General features: G+C 53.0%; 24 protein-coding genes. 21 read left to right on the top strand and 3 right to left on the bottom strand.

The window, feature by feature from the left end; all coding sequences use genetic code 11:
* The first annotated feature begins 18 nt into the window (after nt 1-18).
* The 14 genes from aroC to M4I36_RS00260 all read left to right on the top strand — a co-directional run bounded on the left by aroC (nt 19) and on the right by M4I36_RS00260 (nt 14,940).
* The gene (gene aroC, locus M4I36_RS00325) at nt 19-1,176 is read left to right on the top strand and encodes a chorismate synthase (protein WP_308660920.1); all 1,158 of its coding nucleotides are present in this window, start codon (nt 19-21) and stop codon (nt 1,174-1,176) included.
* Nucleotides 1,173-2,258 (top strand): 3-dehydroquinate synthase, encoded by a 1,086-nt coding sequence (gene aroB, locus M4I36_RS00320; RefSeq protein ID WP_258109608.1) that lies wholly within the window; start codon nt 1,173-1,175, stop codon nt 2,256-2,258. Before aroC ends, aroB begins: the two co-directional genes overlap by 4 nt.
* A gap of 37 nt (nt 2,259-2,295) precedes the next feature.
* The gene (gene aroH, locus M4I36_RS00315; protein WP_258109607.1) at nt 2,296-2,670 is read left to right on the top strand and encodes a chorismate mutase; all 375 of its coding nucleotides are present in this window, start codon (nt 2,296-2,298) and stop codon (nt 2,668-2,670) included.
* 388 nt (nt 2,671-3,058) lie between these two features.
* Nucleotides 3,059-4,102 (top strand): anthranilate phosphoribosyltransferase, encoded by a 1,044-nt coding sequence (gene trpD / locus M4I36_RS00310; RefSeq protein WP_258109606.1) that lies wholly within the window; start codon nt 3,059-3,061, stop codon nt 4,100-4,102.
* Nucleotides 4,099-4,899 (top strand): indole-3-glycerol phosphate synthase TrpC, encoded by an 801-nt coding sequence (trpC, locus tag M4I36_RS00305; protein ID WP_258109604.1) that lies wholly within the window; start codon nt 4,099-4,101, stop codon nt 4,897-4,899. Before trpD ends, trpC begins: the two co-directional genes overlap by 4 nt.
* Entirely contained in the window at nt 4,896-5,588 is a 693-nt protein-coding gene (locus M4I36_RS00300) for a phosphoribosylanthranilate isomerase (protein ID WP_258109603.1), read from the top strand. The genes trpC and M4I36_RS00300 overlap by 4 nt, the downstream gene beginning before the upstream one ends.
* A complete protein-coding gene (gene trpB / locus M4I36_RS00295) occupies nt 5,572-6,789 on the top strand; it encodes a tryptophan synthase subunit beta (RefSeq protein WP_258109602.1) in 1,218 nt (405 codons plus the stop codon). The genes M4I36_RS00300 and trpB overlap by 17 nt, the downstream gene beginning before the upstream one ends.
* The gene (trpA, locus tag M4I36_RS00290) at nt 6,776-7,603 is read left to right on the top strand and encodes a tryptophan synthase subunit alpha (protein ID WP_258109601.1); all 828 of its coding nucleotides are present in this window, start codon (nt 6,776-6,778) and stop codon (nt 7,601-7,603) included. Before trpB ends, trpA begins: the two co-directional genes overlap by 14 nt.
* Before the next feature lie 3 nt (nt 7,604-7,606).
* Entirely contained in the window at nt 7,607-8,641 is a 1,035-nt protein-coding gene (gene aroF, locus M4I36_RS00285; RefSeq protein ID WP_258109600.1) for a 3-deoxy-7-phosphoheptulonate synthase, read from the top strand.
* Nucleotides 8,638-9,537: a prephenate dehydrogenase gene (locus M4I36_RS00280; protein WP_258109599.1), complete on the top strand. Its 900-nt coding sequence runs from the start codon at nt 8,638-8,640 to the stop codon at nt 9,535-9,537. Before aroF ends, M4I36_RS00280 begins: the two co-directional genes overlap by 4 nt.
* A 1-nt stretch (nt 9,538) precedes the next feature.
* Nucleotides 9,539-10,861, top strand: a complete 1,323-nt coding sequence (aroA, locus tag M4I36_RS00275; RefSeq protein WP_258109598.1) for a 3-phosphoshikimate 1-carboxyvinyltransferase — start codon at nt 9,539-9,541, stop codon at nt 10,859-10,861.
* Nucleotides 10,862-11,161: 300 nt separating this feature from the next.
* Nucleotides 11,162-12,808 (top strand): DEAD/DEAH box helicase family protein, encoded by a 1,647-nt coding sequence (locus M4I36_RS00270; protein ID WP_258109597.1) that lies wholly within the window; start codon nt 11,162-11,164, stop codon nt 12,806-12,808.
* A gap of 12 nt (nt 12,809-12,820) precedes the next feature.
* Nucleotides 12,821-14,233 carry a helicase-associated domain-containing protein gene (locus M4I36_RS00265; RefSeq protein WP_258109596.1) on the top strand — a complete coding sequence of 471 codons (1,413 nt, stop codon included), beginning with the start codon at nt 12,821-12,823 and terminating at the stop codon, nt 14,231-14,233.
* A 137-nt stretch (nt 14,234-14,370) separates the two neighbouring features.
* Nucleotides 14,371-14,940 carry a YpiB family protein gene (locus M4I36_RS00260; RefSeq protein ID WP_258109595.1) on the top strand — a complete coding sequence of 190 codons (570 nt, stop codon included), beginning with the start codon at nt 14,371-14,373 and terminating at the stop codon, nt 14,938-14,940.
* Nucleotides 14,941-15,070: 130 nt separating this feature from the next.
* Here the strand turns inward: M4I36_RS00260 and M4I36_RS00255 are convergent, their stop codons facing one another.
* Entirely contained in the window at nt 15,071-15,928 is an 858-nt protein-coding gene (locus tag M4I36_RS00255; protein ID WP_258109594.1) for a YitT family protein, read from the bottom strand.
* A gap of 66 nt (nt 15,929-15,994) precedes the next feature.
* The gene (locus M4I36_RS00250; protein ID WP_258109593.1) at nt 15,995-17,044 is read right to left on the bottom strand and encodes a YkvI family membrane protein; all 1,050 of its coding nucleotides are present in this window, start codon (nt 17,042-17,044) and stop codon (nt 15,995-15,997) included.
* A gap of 238 nt (nt 17,045-17,282) precedes the next feature.
* Between M4I36_RS00250 and M4I36_RS00245 the strand changes: the two genes are divergently transcribed.
* Nucleotides 17,283-18,098, top strand: coding sequence for an undecaprenyl-diphosphate phosphatase (locus M4I36_RS00245; RefSeq protein ID WP_258109592.1), 816 nt, complete (start codon nt 17,283-17,285; stop codon nt 18,096-18,098).
* Nucleotides 18,099-18,228: 130 nt separating this feature from the next.
* Here M4I36_RS00245 and ylbJ read toward each other — a convergent pair whose 3' ends face one another.
* Entirely contained in the window at nt 18,229-19,560 is a 1,332-nt protein-coding gene (ylbJ, locus tag M4I36_RS00240; protein ID WP_258109591.1) for a sporulation integral membrane protein YlbJ, read from the bottom strand.
* 187 nt (nt 19,561-19,747) lie between these two features.
* On the opposite strand from ylbJ, the gene M4I36_RS00235 reads away from it, so the two are divergent.
* The 6 genes from M4I36_RS00235 to M4I36_RS00210 all read left to right on the top strand — a co-directional run bounded on the left by M4I36_RS00235 (nt 19,748) and on the right by M4I36_RS00210 (nt 24,857).
* The gene (locus M4I36_RS00235; RefSeq protein ID WP_258109590.1) at nt 19,748-20,083 is read left to right on the top strand and encodes a nucleotide pyrophosphohydrolase; all 336 of its coding nucleotides are present in this window, start codon (nt 19,748-19,750) and stop codon (nt 20,081-20,083) included.
* 80 nt (nt 20,084-20,163) lie between these two features.
* Nucleotides 20,164-20,565 (top strand): tetratricopeptide repeat protein, encoded by a 402-nt coding sequence (locus M4I36_RS00230; RefSeq protein WP_258109589.1) that lies wholly within the window; start codon nt 20,164-20,166, stop codon nt 20,563-20,565.
* The gene (gene dapB, locus M4I36_RS00225; protein WP_258109588.1) at nt 20,566-21,345 is read left to right on the top strand and encodes a 4-hydroxy-tetrahydrodipicolinate reductase; all 780 of its coding nucleotides are present in this window, start codon (nt 20,566-20,568) and stop codon (nt 21,343-21,345) included.
* 19 nt (nt 21,346-21,364) lie between these two features.
* Nucleotides 21,365-22,510: an N-acetyl-alpha-D-glucosaminyl L-malate synthase BshA gene (bshA, locus tag M4I36_RS00220; RefSeq protein WP_258109586.1), complete on the top strand. Its 1,146-nt coding sequence runs from the start codon at nt 21,365-21,367 to the stop codon at nt 22,508-22,510.
* 1 nt (nt 22,511) lies between these two features.
* Nucleotides 22,512-23,846 (top strand): CCA tRNA nucleotidyltransferase, encoded by a 1,335-nt coding sequence (locus M4I36_RS00215; RefSeq protein WP_258109585.1) that lies wholly within the window; start codon nt 22,512-22,514, stop codon nt 23,844-23,846.
* A 6-nt stretch (nt 23,847-23,852) separates the two neighbouring features.
* A complete protein-coding gene (locus M4I36_RS00210; protein ID WP_258109584.1) occupies nt 23,853-24,857 on the top strand; it encodes a biotin--[acetyl-CoA-carboxylase] ligase in 1,005 nt (334 codons plus the stop codon).
* Nucleotides 24,858-24,924: the final 67 nt, after the last annotated feature.

The following is a 24,924-nucleotide window of genomic DNA, read 5'->3' as shown; positions in this document are numbered from 1 at the left end:
ACAACGGAGGGGTTGCCGATGCTGCGTTATTTGTCTGCTGGAGAAAGTCATGGTCCAGAATTGACCGTCATAGTCGATGGAATGCCGAGCGGACTGCAACTCAGCAAGCCGGCTATCGATGAACAGTTGCGGCGTCGGCAACTCGGTTATGGTCGGGGGCGGCGCATGCAAATTGAAACGGACACCGTAGAAATTACCAGCGGCGTCCGGTTTGGGTACACGCTAGGTTCTCCCATTACGATGCATGTCGCCAATCGTGACTTTAAAAATTGGACCGAGAAGATGGCAGTGTGGGATGCTGCTCCGGAAAATCTCCGCGAGGTGAATCGCCCTCGCCCTGGACACGCAGATTTAGCGGGCGGACTAAAATACGAACACGTCGATCTGCGCAACGTGCTCGAACGTGCGAGCGCGCGAAATACAGCTACGATGGTTGCTATCGGAGCCCTCGCCCGCCAACTGCTCGCCGCCTTTTCTATTGACGTGACTGCGTTTGTGACGGAAATCGGTGGAGTACAGGCGACCGTGGACACGAGCGATTGGAGCAAACTGACCGAAGCTACAGCAACCTCTGTGATGCGTACGGCCGATGCTGTAGCAGAGGCGCAAATGATTGCAAAAGTAGACGAAGCCAAAGAGCGCGGAGACACCGTCGGCGGTGTGTACACCGTTGTGGTGCGCGGATGTCCTGTGGGGCTCGGGTCCCATGTACAACCGGATCGCAAGCTGGATGGTCGTTTGGCGGGTGCGTTGATGAGTGTTCAAGCTATGAAAGGCGTGGAAATAGGCGATGGATTTGAAGCGGCCCGGAAATTTGGGTCGGAGGTTCACGATGCCATTCTATATGAGCACGGGAAATATTCGCGACCGACGAATGGAGCTGGCGGAATTGAGGGCGGCATGAGCAATGGCGAAGACATTCTAGTGCGAGTCGCGATGAAGCCCATCTCAACTTTGTACAATCCGCTGCCGAGTGTGGACATGGTCACGAAGGAAGTTCAGTTAGCCAGCATCGAGAGATCAGATCACTGTGCCGTGCCTGCCGCTTCGGTCGTCGGTGAAAATGTGGTGGCATGGGTCATTGCCGAGGCATTTTTAGAGAAATTTGGCGGCGATTCCATGGCGGAAATTAGAACAAACTATCAGTCTTATATGAACCAGGTGGCAAAGCGATGACTCGCTTATGGGTGGAGTCCCAACTCAGAACGTATCCTGTGTTGGTGGAACAGGGGCTGTTGCAGAGAACCGCAGACATTTTACAGTCGGAGGGTCTGTCCTCGCCGATGTTTCTCGTGATTACCGACGACCATGTCGACAGAGCGGGCCACGTTCAGCGAATGGTTAAGTCGCTCGAGGCTGCGTCTTTATTCGTGGACACCATCTCGGTACCCTCTGGAGAAGCCTCCAAGTCGCTAGCCATGGCGGAATTTCTCTACAGTCAATTGGCCACTCGCAGAGTTCGCAGAAATACGGTGATATTGGCTGTGGGCGGAGGAGTCGTGGGGGACTTGGCTGGCTTTGTCGCCTCCACGTACCTGCGAGGAATTCGATACGTTCAAGTTCCGACCACTCTGTTGGCGCATGATAGTGCAATTGGTGGAAAAGTTGGCGTCAATTTAGCGGTGGGGAAAAATTTAGTCGGCTCTTTTTACGCTCCCTGGGCCATCCTTATGGACCCCGAGACACTCGCAACGTTACCAGTCCGGGAATGGAAATCCGGAATGGCGGAAGTCATCAAGCATGCGATTCTTGGAGACGAATCTCTGTTCCAAGAATTGGGTTATGTGCCGTATTCAGAATACCCTGGACCAGAGCGGACGGAGGATTTGCTGACACGGGCGATGCGCGTCAAGGTGAAGGTGGTCTCAGAGGACGAACACGAACAGGGACCGAGGATGCTGCTCAACATTGGCCACAATCTTGGTCATGCGGTTGAATCTTGGAGTCATTATCGATGGTCTCACGGAGAGGCGGTTGCGATTGGGCTCGCCGTTGAAGCTCATCTCGCGGTGCTGATGGGCGTGCTCAGTCCGGCAGACAGAGATGCCATTCAGGATGTCTTGACACGACATGGGTTGCCAATTCGGGCAAAGTCCGTAACGTATGAAGATTTGCGGAGCAAACTGGAGATGGACAAGAAGAACACGACCAGCGGTTGGACATTCGCGTTACCCACGGGCATCGGCAGAGCGGAAATATTTCATGACGTCCCTGAGGCGCTCGTCAAACGCGCGTGGACGGACATGAACGATGCTTGAGTGGCCTCGTTCATATCAGAGAGAGGGAGCAGAGAGAATGAAAGTTCGTGGTCTTCGAGGGGCGACATCGGTGGAAGAAAATACGGAATCAGCCATTTCCTTTGCAACCAGAGAGCTGATGGACACGATTATTCGCGAAAATGAACTGGATGTGGACGACGTTGCCAGCATTTTGTTTACGATGACGCCGGATTTAACGGCGGCATTTCCAGCCAAAGCTGTTCGCTCTCGCCCAGGTTGGCAGTGGGTACCGCTCATGTGCGCGACGGAACTTAACATTGACGGAAGCCAGCCGAAGTGCATTCGCCTGTTGCTCCACATTAACACCGACAAAGAGCAATCTGAGCTCCACCACATCTATCTTCGAGACGCCGTCCATCTACGTCCAGATTTAGTGAAATCCAGCGGTTGAGCTGAGGATAGAGCTCACAAACATCCGGAGGCCAGCGTAAAATCTCAGGAAACGGTTGACGAATACCGTGGATTTGCGTATGATCCGTTAGAAACAGTGAGTGTCTAAATTTCGCGTGTACCGCCCGGGACGTCCGTAGCACGATGTCCGGTGTAGTAGAGCAGAGAGTTAGTTGAGGCGAGCGGAGACGAGACCTGATGTATTGGTGAACCATTTGACATCAGAGCGGAAGTTGCAAAGCTTCCGATTGGGATACGTCCACGCGTTAGGTTGCCTTCCTAACTAGTGGATTTTTTTGTATCTCAGTTCGACTTCTGACATGCCTTAACAGCAAAGTCCTCCGACGGGTTGTGGCCGGAGAAAAGATGAGAGGAGTGGAGCGGAGTTTATGAGCACGATTGAAACAGTGTTACAAACCGTAGGGTCCGGAAAAACGTTGACGTTCGAACTCGCTGAAGCCTTTACCTTAGAACTGATGAGTGGTGGCGTGTCGGAAGTTCAGACAGCCGGGGTATTGGCTGCGATTGCGGTGCGCGGCGAGACACCGGACGAAATCGCCGGCTTCGCAAGTGCCATGCGCTCGCACGGTATTACTGTACAAGCAGACCTAGGCGCAGTCGACACATGTGGAACTGGTGGAGATGGTTTGAACACCTTTAATATATCGACGGCTGCGGCTATCGTGGCTGCTGCGGCCGGTGTACCGATTGCCAAACACGGTAATCGTGCAGCGACGAGCAAAAGTGGCAGTGCAGACGTCCTTGAGGCGCTTGGCGTACAAGTGGATTCTCAACCAGCGTCCGCGAGAGCCTGCTTAGAGTCTTGCGGAATTTGTTTCCTCTTTGCCCGCAATTACCATCCAGCCATGAAATATGCGGCGGGTCCTAGAAAACAACTGGGATTTCGAACCATTTTTAATGTCCTTGGTCCCTTGACAAATCCCGCAGGAGTTAAGAGACAGGTGCTTGGCGTATATGCCGAGCGGCTCGTACCGATTGTCGCGGAAGCCCTTCGGCAGTTGCAGAGCGAGCATGCACTAGTCGTGCACGGTCAAGACGGTTTGGACGAATTTTCTTTGTCGGGCCCAACTTATGTGGCAGAATTAAAACATGGAACTGTACAGCTTTACGAAATCTCTCCATCCGATGTCGGATTGAACGCGGCTCCGGTCAGTACGTTGGCGGGCGGAACAGCAGTGGAAAATGCGTCCATCGTCGAGGCCATTCTGTCCGGAGAGCAGCGCGGACCTACTCGTGACGCTGTACTGTTCAATGCAGGTGCCGCCCTCTACGTAGGAGGTCGCGCATCGTCCATTCGCGAGGGAGTATGTTTAGCTGCCGATACCATCGATTGCGGTCGGGCACAAACGACACTCAAGCAATTGGTTCGAGCGTCCCGTCAGACAGACTTCTCCGAGGCGGTGAGTCATTGAATACGTTTTTGGAACGCATTTTGCAGACAAAAGAGGCCGAAGTCGCCTCCTTAAAATCGCACCGAGTCACACAAACAAGGGCGTTTCCACGGCCGGAACATCGGTTTTCTCAGGCAGTAACTCGAGGTGACCATCTGCAAATTATTGCGGAAGTGAAGAAAGCGAGTCCGTCAAAAGGTGCCATTGCGTTAAAGGTCGTTCCCAGAGAACGTGCTGCACAGTACGCTGAGGCTGGCGCTGCAGCCGTGTCAGTACTGACGGATAGAACCTATTTTCAAGGCTCCATAGACGATTTGGTATCGGTTCGCGGTGCCGTCTCTCTACCTATTTTGCGAAAGGATTTTATTGTCGACGAAGTGCAAATTGACGAGGCGTACGAAGCCGGAGCCGATGCAATTCTGTTAATTGTGGCAGCCCTGCCAAGCAATCGCCTCGTGGAATTGAGCGAGTATGCGAAGCATCTCGGTCTGGATGTATTGGTTGAAGTCCATGAAGAGGAGGAATTAGACTCTGCCTTGACTGTGAATCCGGACGTTCTTGGCATCAATCACCGCAATCTGCACACATTTGAGGTCTCTCTAGAGACAACTGAGCGGTTAATGCCGCTGATTCCCACAGGAATCCCGGTTATTTCCGAGAGTGGAATTCGCAGCCGCGAAGACGCCCGGCGCATGGCGAATGCCGGAGCGCAAGGATTGCTGGTAGGGGAAACACTGATGTTACAAGGCGAAGAAGGACTAGCGGGAATGCTCGAGACGTTACGTGTGCCTCGTCTACGGATGGCCGATAGGTCATGAAATCAACGATTCAACTGAAGATTTGCGGCTTACAACCGGGGGACGACCTGTCTTTTACGGAACATCCTGCGGTAACCCATATCGGATTCATTCGTGTCCCTGCCAGTCGTCGATGCGTTTCGCGTGAAGCGATGAGGTCGATGGTCGATGATGTCCGCGATACCGTACAAACCGTGGCAGTCTATGTCGATGAATCGCCGGAGACTATTTTAGCAGAGCGCGAAATGGCACACTTTGATATCGTGCAGCTTCACGGGAAGGAATCGATAGCGGATTGTTCATATCTCCGTCAACAAGGATTGCGACTGTGGAAGTCTGTTTCTGTCAAGAACTTTACGTCGGTTGAGGATGTCAATGCTCAAATTGCTGCCTATTCTGGCCATGTGGAGGCTGTTTTACTGGACGCGATGCCTTCCTCACCACGGCAATTCGAACTGCAGCCATCTCTGACGGGCGGGAACGGTGAAGTCTTTGATTGGAACATCCTACCGCAGATAAAAACCACTCCGGCGAGCCCAAATATCTGGGTTGCGGGCGGGATTCGACCAGAAAACGCGCACCAGTTACTGAACATCTTTCGGCCCATCGGAATTGACGTTTCGTCCGGTGTTGAGAAAAATGGACGAAAGTCCAATGAGCGAATTGACCAACTGATAAAGGCGGTGACAAGTGATGTCGGTCCAAAGTGATAGGATTTTCCCAGATCAGCATGGACGATTCGGAGCGTACGGCGGACGCTATGTTCCAGAAACCCTGATGTCCGCGCTCCATCAACTAGAACGCGACTATGACCGCCTGATGAGTGACGCAAACTTTCAGCGGGAACTCAACTACCACTTGAAAACTTTCGCTGGCCGCCCTTCCGGACTCTACTATGCGGACCGATTGACGCGCGAACTGGGTGGTCCACGAATTTATCTAAAGCGCGAAGATTTAAACCATACAGGTGCGCATAAGATCAACAACACAATTGGACAGGCACTGCTCGCTATTCATACTGGGAAGAAACGAATTATTGCGGAGACGGGTGCTGGACAACACGGCGTAGCTTCCGCTACTGTGGCTGCGAAATTTGGGCTTTCCTGCACCGTATTCATGGGTGAGGAGGACATGCGCCGTCAAGCGTTGAACGTATTTCGTATGCGGATGTTGGGAGCCGAAGTCGTACCCGCAGTGTCCGGGACGCGAACACTCAAAGACGCCACAAACGAAGCCATTCGCCATTGGGTGGAACACGTGGAGGATACGTATTACATCATCGGGTCCGTCGTGGGGCCACACCCGTATCCGCGCATTGTCCGAGATTTCCAGCGGGTCATCGGCGATGAGACGAAAGACGCCATACTTGAGTTAGAAGGTCGACTTCCCGACCGGATTTATGCCTGCGTCGGCGGTGGCAGCAATGCGATGGGCATGTTCTACCCCTTCTTGGAAGATGAGGAAGTGGCGCTCGTGGCGTGTGAAGCGGCAGGTCGAGGCGTAGACACGACAGAACATGCTGCCTCCATTCATCGCGGTCGGCCTGGTATTCTCCATGGCTCGCTAACCTACTTGCTCCAGGATGAGTTCGGTCAGGTCACACCTGCTCACAGCATCTCTGCGGGACTAGACTATCCAGGGATTGGCCCAGAACATGCCTGGTTGCACGACATGGGCCGCGCCCGTTACGTTCCAGTGACGGACCGTGAGGCACTCGACGCTTTTTACCTTCTGTCCAAGTTGGAGGGTATCATTCCCGCTTTGGAAAGCGCTCATGCCGTAGCTCAAGTGGTCAAAGAAGCACCGCACATGACGCCAGACGAGATTGTAGTCATTTGTCTGTCCGGTCGAGGCGACAAAGATGTCGAACAGATTGCTACCATGGAGGAGGCGCCTCATGGAGAGAATTGAACAGTCTTTTCAGAGCCGCGTCGGACAGTCTGCACTCATTCCATTTTTAACAGCAGGAGACCCGACCTTCGAGGACTCTCTGCAACTCTTTCGCGCCCTGCTCCGTGCTGGCGCCGATGTGATAGAAATTGGCATCCCTTATTCCGATCCGCTTGCGGACGGCCCGGTCATTCAAGCCGCAGCGCTGCGCAGTTTGAGTCACGGTTTTACGCTTCCTCGGGCATTTGAACTAACAGCCGCTCTGCGAAAAGAAACGAACAAAGCTCTCATTCTCTTTACGTACGTCAACCCACTCCTGCAATACGGCTACGACAAATTTTTCCGAGATGCTGCGTCGGCTGGCGCAGACGGGGTGATTGTTCCCGACTTGCCCTACGAAGAAAGTTCTCCGGTCAGAGCCTACGCGGATGCAGCCAACGTGGCACTGATTCCTTTAGTCACGCCGACCTCTGGAGCAGAACGCATCGAAGCGATTGCTAAGCAAGCACGTGGTTTCGTCTACTGTGTCTCGTCTTTAGGGGTCACTGGAGAACGGGCTCAAATGTCCGCACGAGTTCAGGATTCCGTGCGTACGGTACGACAATTCACCTCCTTGCCAGTAGCGGTTGGGTTCGGAGTGTCTAGTGTGGAACAAGCTCGCTACGTCTCCACCTTTGCCGATGGAGTCATTGTCGGCAGCGCATTGGTCCGCCGAGTGGAAGAGAGCACCGAGAGCCCATCCGCCTCCACGGTGTCACGGGTCGAGGACTTTTGCAAGGAACTGTCGCAGGCCGTTGTAGGGGACAAAATTCACTTACAGGAGAAAGAGGGATGACGAATGATCGTGGTGATGAAGTCCGGCGCAACGGAGGAAGAGATTGAGGTTGTTCGAAAACTTTTGGAAAACAAAGGTCTGGGTGTTCACGTTTCGGCAGGAGTAGAAAAGACTATTATCGGCGTAATCGGGTCTAAAGATCGCGTCCGGGAATTGGCGGTGGAGTCTATGCCTAGTGTAGAAAAAGTAGTGACGGTCAGCAATCCATTCAAATTAGCTTCTCGTGATTTTCATCCCTTAGATACTGTGGTTCGCGTAGGTGATTTGGAAATTGGAACTGACAATCCAGTCATCATGGCTGGCCCGTGCTCAGTCGAGTCGAAAGAAGGCATCATCGACATCGCTCGTCGCGTCAAGAAAGCAGGCGGCCAAGTGTTGCGCGGTGGTGCGTTTAAACCGAGATCGTCCCCGTACTCGTTTCAAGGGCTTGGTGAAGAAGGTTTAAAGTACATGGCCATGGCGCGTGAGGAGACGGGTCTGCCCATTGTCAGCGAAGTGATGGAGCCAGACACCGTAAACCTGATGGTATCGTATGTAGACATTTTGCAAATTGGTGCCCGCAACATGCAAAACTATCCTTTGCTGCGCGCTGTTGGAAAAACCGAAACTCCTGTGCTGTTGAAGCGTGGTTTCAGCAACACGATGGAAGAATGGCTGATGTCAGCAGAGTACATCTTGGCAGAGGGCAACCGTAATGTCATTCTTTGCGAACGAGGTATTCGCACATTTGAGACATACACACGAAATACGCTCGACTTGAATGCCGTTCCAGTCATTCGGCACCTTTCTCACTTGCCAATTATTGTCGATCCGTCCCATGGCGTCGGCAAATGGCGCTACGTGACGGCTATGAGTCGTGCGGCGATTGCGGCGGGTGCTCACGGTGTCATTGTCGAAGTGCATCCAAAACCGGAAGAAGCTCTGTCTGATGGAGCACAATCACTGACATTGGAGAAATTCGAATCGATGGTCAAAGAAGTAGAACTGCTGGCCGACGCCATGCGGAGCATACATCCGGAAGTGATTGCCAGCCGATGAGTGGCAACATCATCCGCATTCTGGTGGTGGGCTGCGGCTTGATGGGAACCTCTCTGGCCCTTCGGTGGAAAGAAAGTACGACTCTCCATGTACGATTGACCGGAGTGGAACCCTGCCAAGGCCACCGCCAGGCTCTACTTTCTTGTGGTGCCTTCGACGATGTCTACGCATCCCTCGAGGCGCTATCCGAAACGGAGCAGAACTTGCAGAAGTTTGACTACGCGGTGCTAGCCACCCCTGTCACTGCTGCCTGTGAGATTTTAGAACGCGTGCAGAAGATATCCACTTGGATGATGGACATCTGTTCGGTCAAGACGTCGGTCTGCCAAACTGCATCGCATCTTGGTCTGTTCGAGACATTTTTACCAGCACACCCAATGGCCGGGCTGGCGCAGGAAGGGCCATTGGCAGCACATCCGAAGCTATACGAAGGAACTCATTTTCTCTATATAGAATCGTGGCCAGCCATTCACGCTTGGAGACCTCTCCTTGAAGAGACCGGGGCAGAGTTATTTTCGATGCCATCCGCCGAAGAGCACGACCGTGCCATGAGTGTGGTCTCCCACTCCATTCACGTGACCTCTCTGGCGCTTATGAATATGTACGGGTCGATGGTCAAAGAGGCAGAGAACTCATATCGTGGTTCGGGACAGGCCAAACTTCACAGCGTGACAGGACCAGCTTTTCGAGATTTGACTCGGTTGGCCGCCTCTCCTATTGAATTTTGGGCGGACACCTTGCTCGAAAATGCTTCACATACATCAGATGCCCTGTGTGCGATTACGCGTCAGATGGGTCGATTTCAGGTGGCCCTTGCAAACAGAGACAGAGGCGCACTTGTGGAGCTTCTGAAAGAAGCGAAAAACACTCGCCAAGAGTGGGAAGGAGAGCACTGAGATGATCTTACACCACTCCGAGTCGGACATTGTTTCTGTCTCGCGCGCCCGTCAGATATCGGGTACGGTTCGTGTACCTGGCGACAAGTCCATCACACACCGCGCGATTCTTCTCGGAATGCTCGCAGAGGGCAGAACGACCGTAGAAGGTTGGCTTGACGCAGCGGACTGTCGTTCGTCCATCGCAATCGCCAAGCTGCTTGGAGCTCAGATTGAAGTCGAGCCTGACGTGTTGCACATCGACGGGTGTGGCGGACAGGTTACAGAACCGTCGGATGTGCTCGATTGCGGCAATTCGGGAACGACCATGCGTTTATTCCTCGGCGCTATTGCAGGACGAGTACCATACGCAGTCTTTACGGGCGATCCATCCCTCCGTAGCCGACCCATGCGCCGCGTGGTCCAACCTTTGTCAGCTATGGGCGCAAGCATTCATCAACGAAGCAATGGATGTGCCCCCATCACGGTCACTCGAAGCGACCTCGAGAGCATGACTTATCGACTGCCGGTCGCAAGTGCGCAAGTGAAGTCTGCCATTCTACTGGCTGGCTTATCGACTCAAACGGGCCATACGGTCGTCGTTGAGCCCATTTTAACCCGCGACCATACCGAACGTTTACTCGATGGATTTCAAGCGAAAGTAAACATCTACGAGGAGAATTGCGAACGTCACATTGCCGTTCGGGGGGGACAGACTCTCCAGGGAACCAGCGTGCACGTACCTGGAGACGTCTCCTCAGCAGCGTTTCTTCTTGTTGCTGCCGCCATTGTTCCTGGCAGTGACCTCACCATCGTGGGAGTTGGATTGAACGAGACGCGTACGGGAGCATTAAGCGTGTTGCAACGAATGGGCGCCGATATCCAACTGAAAAATGTACGCGAAATTGCAGGAGAGCGCATTGGTGACATCCGGGTCCGTTCTTCTAGCCTTTCCGGCACCAACATCGAGGCAGAAGAAATACCGTCATTGGTCGACGAGATTCCAATTTTGTCTGTCGCGGCAGCTGCCGCTCATGGCACGACGACAGTTCGCGGAGCACAGGAGCTGCGCGTCAAAGAAACAGACCGAATTACGGCCATAGTCCATGGATTACAGCAATTGGGTGTTGACGCATTAGAACAACCCGATGGACTCATCATACATGGCAACGGGATGATCGGTGGAGGACGGGTCGACAGTTATCACGACCATCGAATCGCAATGAGCTTCGCGGTGGCCGCACTGATAGCTCGCCATTCTGTGGAAATCGCACACTGGTCCGCTGTGGATATTTCATTTCCGACCTTCTCCACTCTGTTAAAAGCGGTGGCAGACCCGGAATAACTTCTGGTGCGCAAAATCCCCATTGACAGCGCTTCCATTACAGGTTATTCTACATTTCGAAGGGTGATTGTTCTGATTTCTCTCCACTCCTAGCAACTACGCTTGGCCCGCGATGAGCGGGCTCTTTTTTATAGATGGTCATCGTAGTCCTGTGGTCCTCGCGTTCGGTTTTAGAAAAGTAACGGACTAAATGGCCATAAACTTGTGTTCTGCGAACATTTCCCACATTTCAACGTATAGCGATACGGCGCTCGACCATACTGGAAAATAAATCGATCTCGTTCACAAAGGAGGAGACCCTTGTTTCCAGTAGTGTACGCGCGTGGAGACCGAACACTACTCGTAACGACAGACGGTGACAAGGCCGCTGACATCCCTTCTGTTCTTACAGATATTGCTGAATTGGTGCGCGTATCCGACCAAGTTCTCGAATTTGAACTGCGTGACGAGTCGCTGTGGCAGTCCGCCGCCCTTGGCAAAACGGCCAATGACGTATTGCAGCAACTCAAAAACGTCTTGTCCGCGCCGATGCCGCATGCTATGCAAAAACGGATTTGGGACACGATGTCCGCGTATGGACAGTTGACATTAGACAGCGCTCCTCAGGGATTGGTCCGTGTCTCTGGTACGTGGTCTGCGGCTGCGAAAGACCTCATTCAAAAGTACGGACGAGTGGCACAGTGGCACAACCAATCGGTGTACATCGAGCGAACCTTCATCTCGCAAATCAAACAGGAGTTTTTCCACAACAACATACCGGTACAAGACCGGACAACGGTCGAAGTCCCGAGATCTGCTCTTTGCGGACGGTGGAAGGCCCACGCCGCACTAAGGCCTTACCAACAGGAGGCAATCGATGCTTTCCTGAACTCTCCGGAGCCAGGAAATCTCATCGTCTTACCGTGCGGATCCGGAAAGACTTTAGTGGGAGTGGGAGTTCTTCTGTCCATCTCTACAACCACGCTGATTGTCGTTCCAAATCGAGAGTGTGCACGCCAATGGAAGAAGACCTTGCACGACGATACTACGCTTGCTCCGGAGACCATCGGAGTCTACGGAGAGACAAAAAATCTCTCTCCCATCACTTTGGTCACATACTCCACGATTTGCAGCAAACGTACGCAAGACGAAACGTTTCGGCATCTGGAAAATCTACTTCAGAAAGAGTGGGGGCTTGTCATATATGACGAAGTCCACCAATTACCCGCTCCGTTGTTTCGTTTAGCAGCCTTGCTCTGCTCGTCTCGCCGGTTGGGACTGACAGCAACCCTAGTTCGAGAGGACGGGAGAGAAAGGGATGTCTACAGCTTAATCGGCCCAAAGTGTTACTCAATTCCTTGGAGACATCTGGAACGTAACGGTTTCCTGTCTCCGGTGCGTTGCTTTGAAGTCCGAGTTTCATGGAATCGAGTGGAGCAGAGCGAATACGAAGCCGCGCCACTTCGTCAAAAACATCCACTTGCCGCGAAAAATCCCAGAAAGCTCGCCGTGTTAAAACGCCTGCTTCAACACTTTCCCAGGGACCCAACGCTGATCCTCGGACAATACGTAGACTCTTTGCGGATGGCGGCCAGCATGCTCGGTTGCCCGATGATTTCCGGCAGTACCAAAGCCACAGAGCGCTCGAGACTTTACGACGAATTTCGCTCCGGCAACATCCAAACGCTGATTCTCTCCCGGGTGGGCAACACCGCCATCGATCTACCGTCTGCTTCATTGCTCGTCCAACTTTCAGGGCTCTTTTCGTCGCGACAAGAAGAGGCGCAGCGATTAGGAAGAATTTTGCGCCCATGCGAGAGAAAGGCGCATTTTTTCACGTTGGTTTCTCACCCCTCCATCGAAACCGACATGGCATTGCATAGACAACGGTTCCTTGTGGAGCAGGGGTACCCATACCATGTGCTAGACGAGGCGGACGAACTGAATACAGTCATCAGACATCCTTAGGAGGTATGCACGATGCGCATTGCCGATTGTGTGGTCAATGCCGATGTCCGCATCTTACAGGCAATTGCCAGACGGCATCAGCTACATTGCCCGCTCTATTCGAAGCACGAATTGATTCAAGCCATTCTGTATGCATTCCAATCGCCGACGTTTGTCGAAACGAAACTGCGTGAGTCCAAACAGTGGGAACACCCGGCTTGGATGCGCATCGCGTTCAGTCCCAATATTAAGTTTCCGTCCGAAGAAGTTTACGCACTATTTCAAGTGCAAGGCTTTCGAGACGTCGCATTTCAAGAAGTGTTGTCTGAAGGGTGGATATATCCGGTCTGTGGACGCTTCGGAGAGACTTTCTTTGCCATTCCGTCGGAGTTACAAATGCCGATGCGTCACGCGATTGTTGACTTTCTTCGGTCAAAACTAAGCTATCGAGAAGACGACCCACCCGTATTTCATGAAGAAGAACTATGTATCATTCGCGACCTATCGGTCTTTTTGGCGTACGTTCGAAACCATGAAGTGCTCCTGACCACGACCGGATCGATGTATAAGAGAAGTGTTCTCAAGCTCTTGGAGTTGTTTGAAATTGCCGAGGACCTGCCGGAAGAGACATGGCGCTTTGGCTACGGGCGCCGATTTCACGATTATCCGGACCGGCTAGCTTTAATCTACGACTTTGCTTATCACCATGGACTGATTGTCGAAGAAAACGGCGGTAAGTTATGTACCACTTCCGCTGCCGATGCGTGGGAGTCCATTCCACCTAAAGAGAGACAGAGGCGTATCTTTCAGTTCTATATACGTGTGTATCGACGACCCCTCCCGAGACTGCCACTGATTGTCAAAGTACTCATCGATGTCGCGGAGACTTGGGTAGCGTCCGATACGGTTCTCGATGCTCTTCGACCGTATGTGCAGTCGTTTCATTACGACACGGTGGAAGATGTCTGGGAGCGACGGATTGTCAAAATGCTGCGTCATCTGGGCGTACTCCGAGTGGCCGAGAAAAGTTCGAATGACTACGCGGCACAGTGGTTTCAAATCAGCAAACTCGGTCTACAATTGCTACTAGGGGATGCGGCACTCGCTGACGATACAGAGCGAGGTGACCGAATTCTGCTGGTGCAGCCAAACTTCGAAATTTTAGTCACTGCGGCAAATCATCCCTTCATGGTCGAACTTGGACGATTTACAGAACTAAAGGAATCCGGAAGCCTATCCACCTTTCGCATGACAGAGAACCGTGTCCGCGAATCTCTTGAGCAGGGACACGACCTTCTTCGGTGGATGGACCAACTCGCCAGTTTCTCGAATAATGCGTTGCCGGGGAACGTGGAAAGTATGCTGAAATACTGGGCGAGGTTATACGGCAGTACCGCGACAGAAGAGAGGAGTGACATTGAAACTTCGCCAGCAGAGACCCAATAATTTCGTGAAAATTAGGCAGGTCTTTGGCGAAAATAGCAGGAAAACCGGACGGCGCTCTCGAATAAAATACACAAACAATTCTCATTAATCGTTAGCGACACCTATCTGATGCACCGCTTTTGAAGGAGGAGTCGGCTATGGCCACGACCGTTACAGTCGCTGAGAAAAAGCATTTTCTCCGTTGGTTTCTCGCGAATTACCAGTTGCAGAGTCGTGAAGCCGAGATGCTGGTCCGGTACATGATGACGCGCGAGAATGTTTTGAGGCGAGTTCACTTTGTGGATAATTTCCGCCATTTGCCACGGGTGATGGTTGTCTCTACAACGTGTGTACAAGTCGCTCCCTTCCGCTATTATAGGAGAAACAAGCCCGTCAGTACGGACGTAGAACAGGCTTTTCTCGATTTATATCAACATCCCGATGAAGACGTGTACGTGGGTCTGTTTTTCAAGGAGCGCGCCACCAGTGCAGAATATGCTTCGGTCTTAGAAGAAACAACTTCTGCAGAATTGGAGCCCGCTGTCAAGGAACTTATCTCGTTGCAAGCTGAGTGGATGATTGACTTGTCGCTGCGGAACTTCCGCCGTGAGGAACTGATGCAGGCCGTCGATGAAGCGCTCGATGGAGGCGACAGGCAGGCGTTCATCGATGCAAGCCGTGCCTTGATTGAATTTGACCAGACACAGGCCCTAGCCACCGCCAACTGAATGTATTCTCACCCATCACAAAATTGACGCGTTGCAACCCAGTCAAAGGGGGGCAACGCGTTTTCGCATGGCTCTTCTTGCCGGTTCGTGCGACCCTATCTCTGTATTCTGCGTTCTGACCATGCCATGCCTATTCGACCGGATGTTTTATCGGTGGAGAATCGTAGGAGAATCCTTCTCCCAGAACTTCGTGAACATCATTGACGATGACGAATGCCGTTGGGTCGATGTTGGCGACAATCCTTTGCACTCGAAGTACCTCATCGCGCGACACGACACAATACACGACCGGACGAATTTGTCCAGTATAGCCACCCTGAGCCTGCAGTAGCGTAGTTCCACGACCCAGGTGTTCGTGGATGGCGTCAATGATTTGTTCATACTCCGAAGAAATGACATGCAAGGCTTTGCTTCGGGAAAGTCCTTCAATCACAAAATCAATCACTCGGCTAGAAACAAATAAAGCGACCAAAGAATACATCGCAATTACATATCCCACCAGCCATCCAACCAAAACAATGACCAGTACATCGATGGCGAACATCGTTTTGCCCATGGCGATGCCCCGATATTGACGCATCATGCGAGCGATGATGTCGGCGCCGCCCGTTGTGCCTCCAACCCGGAATATGAGTCCCAAGCCAATACCGGTGATGACACCTGCGTAAAGAGCTGCCAAAAGTTTGTCGTGAGTCACCACTGTCAAATGACTCGTCAATTCAGTAAACAAAGACACCGAGACCACGCCGAGCGTCGTCTTCCACACAAATTGATGACCAAATTGACGCCAAGCCAATAGAAGCAGAGGGATGTTAAGAACGAGAAACGAAATACTGATAGGGATGTTCAATTTGTACAACAACAAGACAGAGATGCCTATAAATCCACCTTCCGCGAGGTGATTGGCTACGAGGAACAAGTTAAGTCCCAGCGAATACACAAATCCCCCCACGATAATCAGCCCGTACTCCTGCATCTTCTGCCACACAATGGACCGCCTCCGATTTGCCCAAGCCGACTCCATCATAGTATGGCCAAAAGTGAGGGGTCAAGGTCAATCTGAAGAGTTAGGCCGCTGTGGTAGCAGCAAAGCTCCAAGAAAAAGTAGTGACGCGACACCAAACGCAGTGTATCCATACGCAACCACCGAACGAAATCCCACGCTGGATAATACCCCCGCCGTCACGAGGCACGCGAGAAGCACCATATCGCGCCGCCCCTGCTCTCTTTTCACAAGCGATGAAATGGCATACAAGTTGCTAACGAGTGTTGAATAAATCTCAGCCAACAGCACCAGTGGAAATGCAATTTGAAACCAAGGTCCAATTCGTGTAGCAATATAAGCCATAGGTAGTGCATGCAGCAAGGCCGCTGGTCCGTAAGCGAAGAGTATAAAGGTCACAACCGACAACATCAACCCGAGTGCCGTCGCGCCAAACAGCGCTCCTAATTGTAATTCCCGAGTGGATTTAGCCACCGTTCCAAGTGGAACGAGCACGCCAATCGAAAGGCCCACGTTGAGACCAGCATAAAGTACACCGGACAGGACGGATGACAGAAAGGAATGTGGCGGTATCCGCAGAGCCGATTGCCAAGCGTCTGACCACGAATGGTGACGAAGCGTCACCACCCCCGCATAGAGCACGAATAGAATCATGGTTGGAACTATGACCACGTTGGCTCTCAACAATCCGTTGATGCCGCGCCGAACCGTTAAAAATGTCACGGCTGCAACTGCGATGACCCCCATAAAATAAGGTGCCCCAAAACGCTCGGAGAACAGTTCACCAGACCCTGCCAACATGGCCACCGTCAGTCCATACATCATGAACAAATAGAGAATATCCACCAAAATTGACCCGTATTTGCCAAACATCTGGGATGTGGCATCGCGAAATGACGTAGCTTGCAAAATACGTCCAAATCGCAACATCCGGTAACCGAAAAAGGCTAACAGAAGTGTCGTAAAGCAAATCATGGCATATGCCGGAACGCCAAACCGAGCAAAAAATTGGTCAATTTCTCGTCCCGATGCAAAACCAGCTCCGACGACCGTCCCTACGTAAACACAGGCAACTTGCAGGCTTCGCCAAAAAGATGACATCGCAAGCTGTCCCTCCTATTCATTTCATGTGTATGAAAGGTTGGACAATTCATGCTTGACACGACGATTTCGCGTTGCGTTGTTGGTTCGAGAATACCGGGTTGTCTCATATACATCTAGCGAATACATGCTTGTCCGTTCAGAAGGAGGCGACTGCTCGATTTGGACGGATCGCCCGACCGTTCAAACCTACGAAAAGGCCCCTATCTGAACATGGACCAAAGGAGAGGGGTTTCGAATGACCGCACTGCAAGCCATCTTACTTGGCATCGTGCAAGGGGCTACCGAATTTTTGCCAGTGTCTTCTTCGGGGCATTTGGTCATCATGGCACACATCTGGAAGTTAGGTGCGGTTGCATCGGGAACGTTATTCATCCTATTGCTTCATGTGGGTACATTGGCAGCCGTCATCTACGCAATGCGGCGGGAGCTGTTGTGGTGGTATCGCCACCCGAAGTCCCGGTTGACCTGGGTAGTTGCTCTCGCACTGTTGCCGACCGCCGTGGTTGGAGCTCTGTTTGAAGAATGGTTTGAAGACCTATTTCACTCTGGAGCTACCGTCGGATTGGAGTTCGTCATAACGGGTTGTATTCTCTGGTGGATGGACTCCCAATCGCACGGTAAAAAGGATGAGGACACGTTAAGCGTGCGTGACAGCTTGTGGATTGGAGCCTTACAAGGAGCAGCCATCCTGCCGGCACTTTCTCGCTCAGGATTGACAATTGGCGGCGGACTGTGGCGGGGAATGGACCGTGAGGCCGCAGCCAGATTCTCATTTTTACTCGCAATTCCCGCCATTCTCGGGGGCGTCTTAGTCAAGCTGGATGATTTATTGGAGGATCCGCTGAAAACAGCCCATCTTCCTTGGGGTGCAATGGGGCTCGGTGCCATCGCGGCAGCCATCTCTGGCTACATCGGCGTCCGTATCACCTTTCGGCTCCTCAAGCACAGCCGAATGCGTTATTTCGCCATTTACACCTGGATGATTGCGGCGTTTGTGCTCGCCGACCAACTTTTTGTCCATCAGTGGTTTCCCCCGCTCTTTCACGGATGACCATGCACAGGTCGAGTTTCATCCATTGCGGTACCCGTGTCGAGCAGAAAGGCTTCCCATGAAAAAGTCCCCCGCCGTGGACGACTGTCCGGCGGGGGACTTTTTATCGGGGAACGGCTTCAAGTCAAGATTATCGAGAAGAACCGAATCCACCAGAGCCATAGGGCGGGTTTCTGCGCTGCCGCATGCTCGAGATAAGTAAGGAAAGAACAACTAAGGCAGCCAGAAAACTCAGCCACAAATCCAGTCCATGCTCGGCAATCGCGAAAAACGATGGCATGGTGGGGGAGACAGCAAAGGCCGCCAAGGTAGGCGCTACGTCTCGAATCATGCTCCAAGCTGGTGCACCCATTCCCAACTTAAAGAGAACCACGGTCAAAACAGCGGCGAGGACAGCGTGAAGTAATCGCGCAAGAAAATAGGGCCTCATACGAATGTCTGTTTGCGTCAGCACACTCGCGACTTGAGCGTGTACGGCGAGACCACTCCAAGCGATGATGCCACTAATCACGGCAACCTTTTGCAACAACGGAGCGGAAACAGCAGCGGCTTGAGCGGATCCGATGTCGAGTTCGAGCAAACCAGCCAACGTTGGATGAACCAAGGAAGTCTTGACCCCGATAAAATGGTAAATAAACGCTACCGGTATTCCTGCGATAGCCAAGATACCAGACAGTTGGAGAATTTGAATGAGCACGGCAAAGAAAACGATGAAACCACAAATCATAAAGAGAGTTGCGATGGACTCGGTGACGGCATTGCCTAAAAGCTTGCCAAACGGTCTTCCATCTTCTTCGCGCGCATCAATCATCGCTTGATAAGCACGGACGACAATGTGGTGTCGAGAACCGTGGGATTCGGGGGACAGTCGGTCGTTGGACACGTTTCCTTCCGCTCCGCCGTCCTGCAACTGTCGGAGTCGCTCCTGTCGCTCTTCCTTTCGTCCCCACAGTTTGAAGGTGATGCCGACAAGAAACGCTGAGACATAGTGGGCGACTGCAATCAGTGCTCCCAGCGCTGGGGATTTCAACATCCCGACCGCAACAGCGCCGAACATAAAGAGCGGATCCGCCGTATTGGTAAAAGCCAAAAGGCGTTCCCCTTCGATGCGCGAACATTGCTTGGTCTCCCGAAAGCGCGCGGTGATGACTGCATCCATCGGATATCCAGCCGCAAGACCCATAGAGAGGGCAAACGCACCGACGCCTGGCACGCTGAAAAGCGGACGCATCAAGGGTTCTAAGAGCACTCCGAAACCGCGCACCACGCCCAGCCCAAGCAAGAGTTCGGAGAGAATAAAAAAAGGGAGCAAGGAAGGGAAGACAACGTCCCAAAACACTTTCAAGCCAGACATGCCCGCCTCGAAGCCCTGTTTGGGATAAATACACAATGCCAGTGTGAAAATAATTGCAACGGCGGCAAGAAGTACTGTGGACACTTGACGTTTTCTAGCTACACTCAACACTTCCCACTCCTTTAGCATCCTGTTGGCCCACATGTCCAGGATTGTCCGTAAAGTTTATGAGCGAGGTGGACAAATATGTAGGTGAAAGTGACATAGGCTTCGTCTGGGTGCCAACCTGTCTTTGCACAGAGGCCGAGTATCTCTATAATGAAGAACGATAGTCGGCGAGGCAGGTGAGAGTTCTGTGGAGATAGACGAATTGCAACAGCGCGTGCATGAGTACATAAGTCAATTTGAGGAAGGTTACTTTTCGCCGATGACACTTGTGGTCAGGCTATCCGAAGAACTTGGAGAATTGGCCCGTGAAATCAATCACACATACGGTGAAAAGCCCAAAAAGCCAGAGGAGGCTCCGGGTAATATTGCCCTCGAACTGGGGGACCTTCTGTTTGTTATCGCCTGTATGGCGAATCGACTCGATATCCGTCTTGACAATGCATTTCGCGACGTCATGCTCAAATTTGAAACGCGAGACGCCTGTCGTTGGACAAAAATCTCTGGTCCGGACGAAACAGGCTGATGTCCATTCCAGACGTCGGCTAGGCAACGGTACAAACTCTCTCCGATTCGGGACATACACTGGGTCTAGGAGGGAGTTCTATGGATGGGGACTATTTTATGCGCAAAGGGTACGCTCATCTCTACGACCAACACTTTGACTTAGCGCGGGAGGCTTTTTTGCAAGCGATTGCCTGTAATCCAACGAATCCAGACTATTACTTTCATGCTTCCGTCACTCTACATCGCAATGGACAGTTGCAAGAGGCCTTGACTTTGGCCGAACGAGCGGCAACGCTTTGTCCTGAGAATGACCTTTACCGGCAGCACCGAGAAGAGGTCATCGCATCTCTGCTGGTAGAAGATGCAAAACACTGGCTATCCAAGCGCCGATACGAGGAAGCTCTGCGGTGTTATGCAGAGGCTAAGATGTGGGATCCGCTCAATGAACAGGCGTCACTTGGCAGTGAACATCTTCAAAGTTACGGAGAGGAGGGTATTTGATTGTCAAACAATCCACGGCCAGTCCGCGTTGGAGTAGCGGGTGCGGCGGGGAAAATGGGCCGCGCGGCCATCGAAGCCATCCAATCGGACCCGCGACTGACGTTGGCCGGCCTGCTTTATCGGGAAGAGCCGGTGACCGCGTTGGTGGTCGATGTACCGGCCTTCACACACCCACTTGACATGCTCACCGATGCGAACCTTGATGTCTTCCTTGACCTAACCAACGCGGACAGTGTGGTTGCCAACGTCGATCTCGCGATAGCCCACCGCGTCTCGCCCGTAGTGGGTGCCACCGGATATTCATCAGATGACATTCAACGCTGGGACATTCTTTGCAGAGAGAATGGCGTGGGTGGCATTGCGTGTCCCAATTTTTCGGTTGGTGCGCTTTTAATGATGCGTTTCGCCAGCGAAGCAGCACGTTTCTTCACACATGCCGAGGTCATCGAACTCCACCATGACGGAAAGCGGGATGCACCATCGGGAACGGCACTGCGGACTGTCGAAGCCATGGTAGCCGCTGGTGCAAAGACATCCTCAGGGAGCGGACAAGCTCCACCGTCCCGCGGACTGATGAGTGCTGGCGTACCCATTCACAGTGTCCGCCTACCCGGACTCGTGGCTCATCAAGAAGTGCTCTTCGGCGGCTTGGGGGAAATTCTCACCATTCGTCACGACTCCCTGTCTCGAGACAGTTTTATGCCTGGCCTATTAGAAGCCTGTGCCACCGTACCGTCTCTTTCGGGAATGGTGTACGGACTCGAAAAAATTCTGTTTTAGCGCCGAAGGGTGGATCTCGATGAAAATTGGCATTAGTTGCTATCCGACCGTCGGGGGGTCTGGTGCAGTCGCCACAGAACTAGGCAAAGCTCTCGCCAAACGTGGTCATCAGGTACATTTCATCGTGTCGGACGTTCCGTTTCGATTGGGAGAGTTCAATCAAAATATATTTATTCATGAAGTCGACACCGTATCTTACCCGGTCCTTCGCACGCCCCCTTACGATTTTTCCTTGGCGGCAAAGATGGCGGACGTGGTACAGCAATTTGAGTTGGACGTGCTGCACGCCCACTACGCGTTGCCTTTTGCTGTCTGTGCTTTCCTCGCCCGCGAAATGCTGCGCGGTCAGTCGAATAGTCCACCGGTCAAAATTGTCACCACTCTGCACGGCACCGATGTGACCATATTAGCACAAGACCGCAGCCTGAAAGAAGTCATGCGCCTCGGTATGGAACAGAGCGACGCCGTCACAGCTGTCTCTAAAAATCTCATTGCCGAAACGCGCGAACTGTTTGGCACAACTCGAGAGATTGACTGTGTTTACAATTTTGTCGATCCCGCTCAGTTTCACCCAGAAGCCGGATCATCCGCTCGTTCATGCCTGACCAGCGCTGGTGAAAAAGTTCTGCTTCACGTCTCTAATTTCCGGCCCGTGAAGCGCATTAACGATGTCATTCAAATCTTTCAACGCGTGCATCGGCAGATGCCAAGTCGTCTCTGGTTGGTCGGAGAAGGGCCAGAACTCGCGAATGCACGCAAGCAGGTCGTCGACTCAGGACTCGAAAAGTCAGTGCACTTTCTCGGTCGCCAAGACGAGGTCGCCTCGCTGTTTGCCGGGGCAGACCTGTTGCTGTTGCCTTCGGAAAAAGAGAGCTTTGGACTCGTGGCGCTGGAAAGCATGGCTTGCGGAGTGCCTGTCATCGGATCGACCGCAGGAGGCATCCCGGAAGTAGTGGTTCAGGGGGAGACTGGCATGTTGCGCCCTGTCGGTGATGTCGACGGAATGGCCGCGGATGCCGTGCACCTATTAACCGACGAAGCTCTGTATCGCCGCGTGTCGCTGGCGGCACGACGGCTCGCCGCCGAGGAATTCAATGTGGAGCGGAGAGTCGCAGAGTACGAGGCTATCTACCAGAGACTCTGCCGAACGCCCGCCTCCGTGTGAGATGAAAACTTGCGTTGATTTCGTTCCACCGGAGATTGTCGAGGTCATCCGTGCACTGGAAGACCGTCACTACGAAACGGTCTTAGTCGGAGGATGCGTTCGCAATCATCTTCTGGGATTGCCCGTAGTAGATTTCGATCTCGCCACCGCCGCAACACCAGACGTCTTATTGAAAATGTTTCCGCGGGCGATTCCGACAGGACTTCGCCATGGAACCGTCACGTTGCCTTTGGCAACGACCTCTTGCGAAGTGACCACTTTTCGCGAGGAGGGAGGATACTCTGATGGACGTCACCCAGACTCCGTGCATTTTACAAAGTCTCTCGCTGCCGACCTCATGCGCCGCGACTTCACGGTGAATGCGATGGCTCTGAGGCTCTCCGGGGACCTTGTGGACCCCCTCCAGGGACGGACGGACCTTCAGCAGCGAACGCTTCGCGCCGTGGGCCGACCGGTCGATCGAATGGCGGAAGATGGACTTCGCATCCTCCGCGCCTTCCGACTGGCAGCACAATACGAGTTAGACATTCACGATGACACGTTCGCGGCCATGCTCAGTGTTCCGAAGGCGCTGACTAACATTGCGATGGAACGGATCGGCCGCGAATTACTTCTCTTTGGCGAAGGAAATTGGCCGCGGCTCGCTGCGCAACTTGCCGAAGGGCGATGGTTGGTTTACGCGGATTCTGACCGTGAGACGTCTGAACGGCACCATGCCGCAGAGATTCTGCAGCGCGCTTTGCAGGAATGCACAGACAGTTATCAGACCATGTGGAAGGAGCGTGCAGGTTCTCTCGGCGCCGTCCATCGTCAGTGGACAGCTCTGACCCTTTGGACGAGCATCGGCGGTGGCAGCAGCGGGGAAGTGGTTGAATGGCTGAAGCTTCGCAAAATGTACGCTAAAACGGTGGCTCGGACTTTGCAACTGTCGTTATGTCCGATGGAGACCTGGTCCTGGAGCGACTGGCACACCGCTTTATACGAACAGGGATGGCTCATAACGCGCCTGGCCGTGACCGTCCGGTCGATGGCGCAGAACTTGAACTACCACGAACTCTCGTCACGTGCCGTCGTGGCTCTTCGTACTCAGCCTCTTTGGAGACGAACGGATCTGCCACTTCGCGGGCAGGACGTCCAGGCTTGGACGCAGAGAACAGGGCCGGAAATTGGGGATATCTTGGACTGGGTCGTAACCGAAGTTCTGTCGGGGAGGCTGGACGGTCGCAGTCGGTCGTCCGTTCGGGAAGCCGTGACCCACTCCTTTCGCACTTCGAGAGAATCTGTGCTTCGGGACATCAAATTTCACCCCAGATACACGCACAGAGACGGGAGGTAGAGTACCATGTCTTGGCGGACTCCGGCAGACGCACTTCGAAATGAATTGATTGAACTGTTCTTAAACCATCCCACGGAATCTTTGTCTGGAGAAACGATATCAGAGCACTTTCATATATCTCGCACCGCTATTTGGAAACATTTAGAACACCTTGAAAGCCTCGGATTTGTTTTCGATGCGGCTCCCCGTCGAGGCTACCGTCTCTTATCAACGCCAGACATTCTCTTTGAACCGCTTCTCCAGCCACACTTGTCGACTCACTCATTGGGTCGGTCCGTTCTCTATCGACCCGTCATTGACTCCACCAATCGGTGGGCGATGGAACTGGCGGAGCATGGAGCTCCGCACGGCACCGTGGCCAGCGCAAAGGAGCAATCTGCGGGAAAAGGGCGGCGCGGTCGAATGTGGGCTTCTCCCGAAGGTGGACTCTGGATGACGCTTGTCCTGACGAAACCAATTCCCTTGTCGCGGGCTGGCGAACTGACTCTTCTCGCTGGAGTTGCTGCAGCGCAATCGCTTCGCACTTTGACCGGATTAGACATTCGTATCAAGTGGCCCAACGACCTTCTCCTGAATGGCCGCAAACTGTGCGGCATCCTTGCAGAAATTCGAGCCGAGGCAGAGACCGTGCACACGGCGGTGTTAGGCATTGGCTTGAACCTGACCGTCGCTCGAGAAGACGTACCTGCGCTCCTTCAAGAAACGATGATTTCGCTCTCGCCTTCAACTTCATCGCCGTGGACGAAAGCTCGCGTAGCAGGTGCCATCCTGTCGGCGCTGGAACCACTGTACGACAGTCTTTGTCAAGACGCCGCCGGATTTTCCGGAGTTCGCAGCGAATGGATAGCCCTCTGTGCACACATGCAACGCACCATCACGGTGCGGCTCGGAGAACAAGTGGTCACGGGAACGTGTGTCGACATCGACGAACGCGGAACTCTAACGATAGAGGTCGAGGGAAAACGAGTTCAGGTACCGTCTGGCGAAATCGTGCGCACCGAAGTCTGGTAGAGATTCGTTGTAAAGTGAGAACAGCCGATCCGCCGTTCGAGACAAACAGCAGTTGGACGCGGGACGG

Source organism: Alicyclobacillus sp. SP_1, from assembly GCF_024706985.1.
Classification (GTDB): Bacteria; Bacillota; Bacilli; order Alicyclobacillales; family Alicyclobacillaceae; genus Alicyclobacillus_I.
This window is presented reverse-complemented; position numbering and strand designations above follow the sequence as displayed.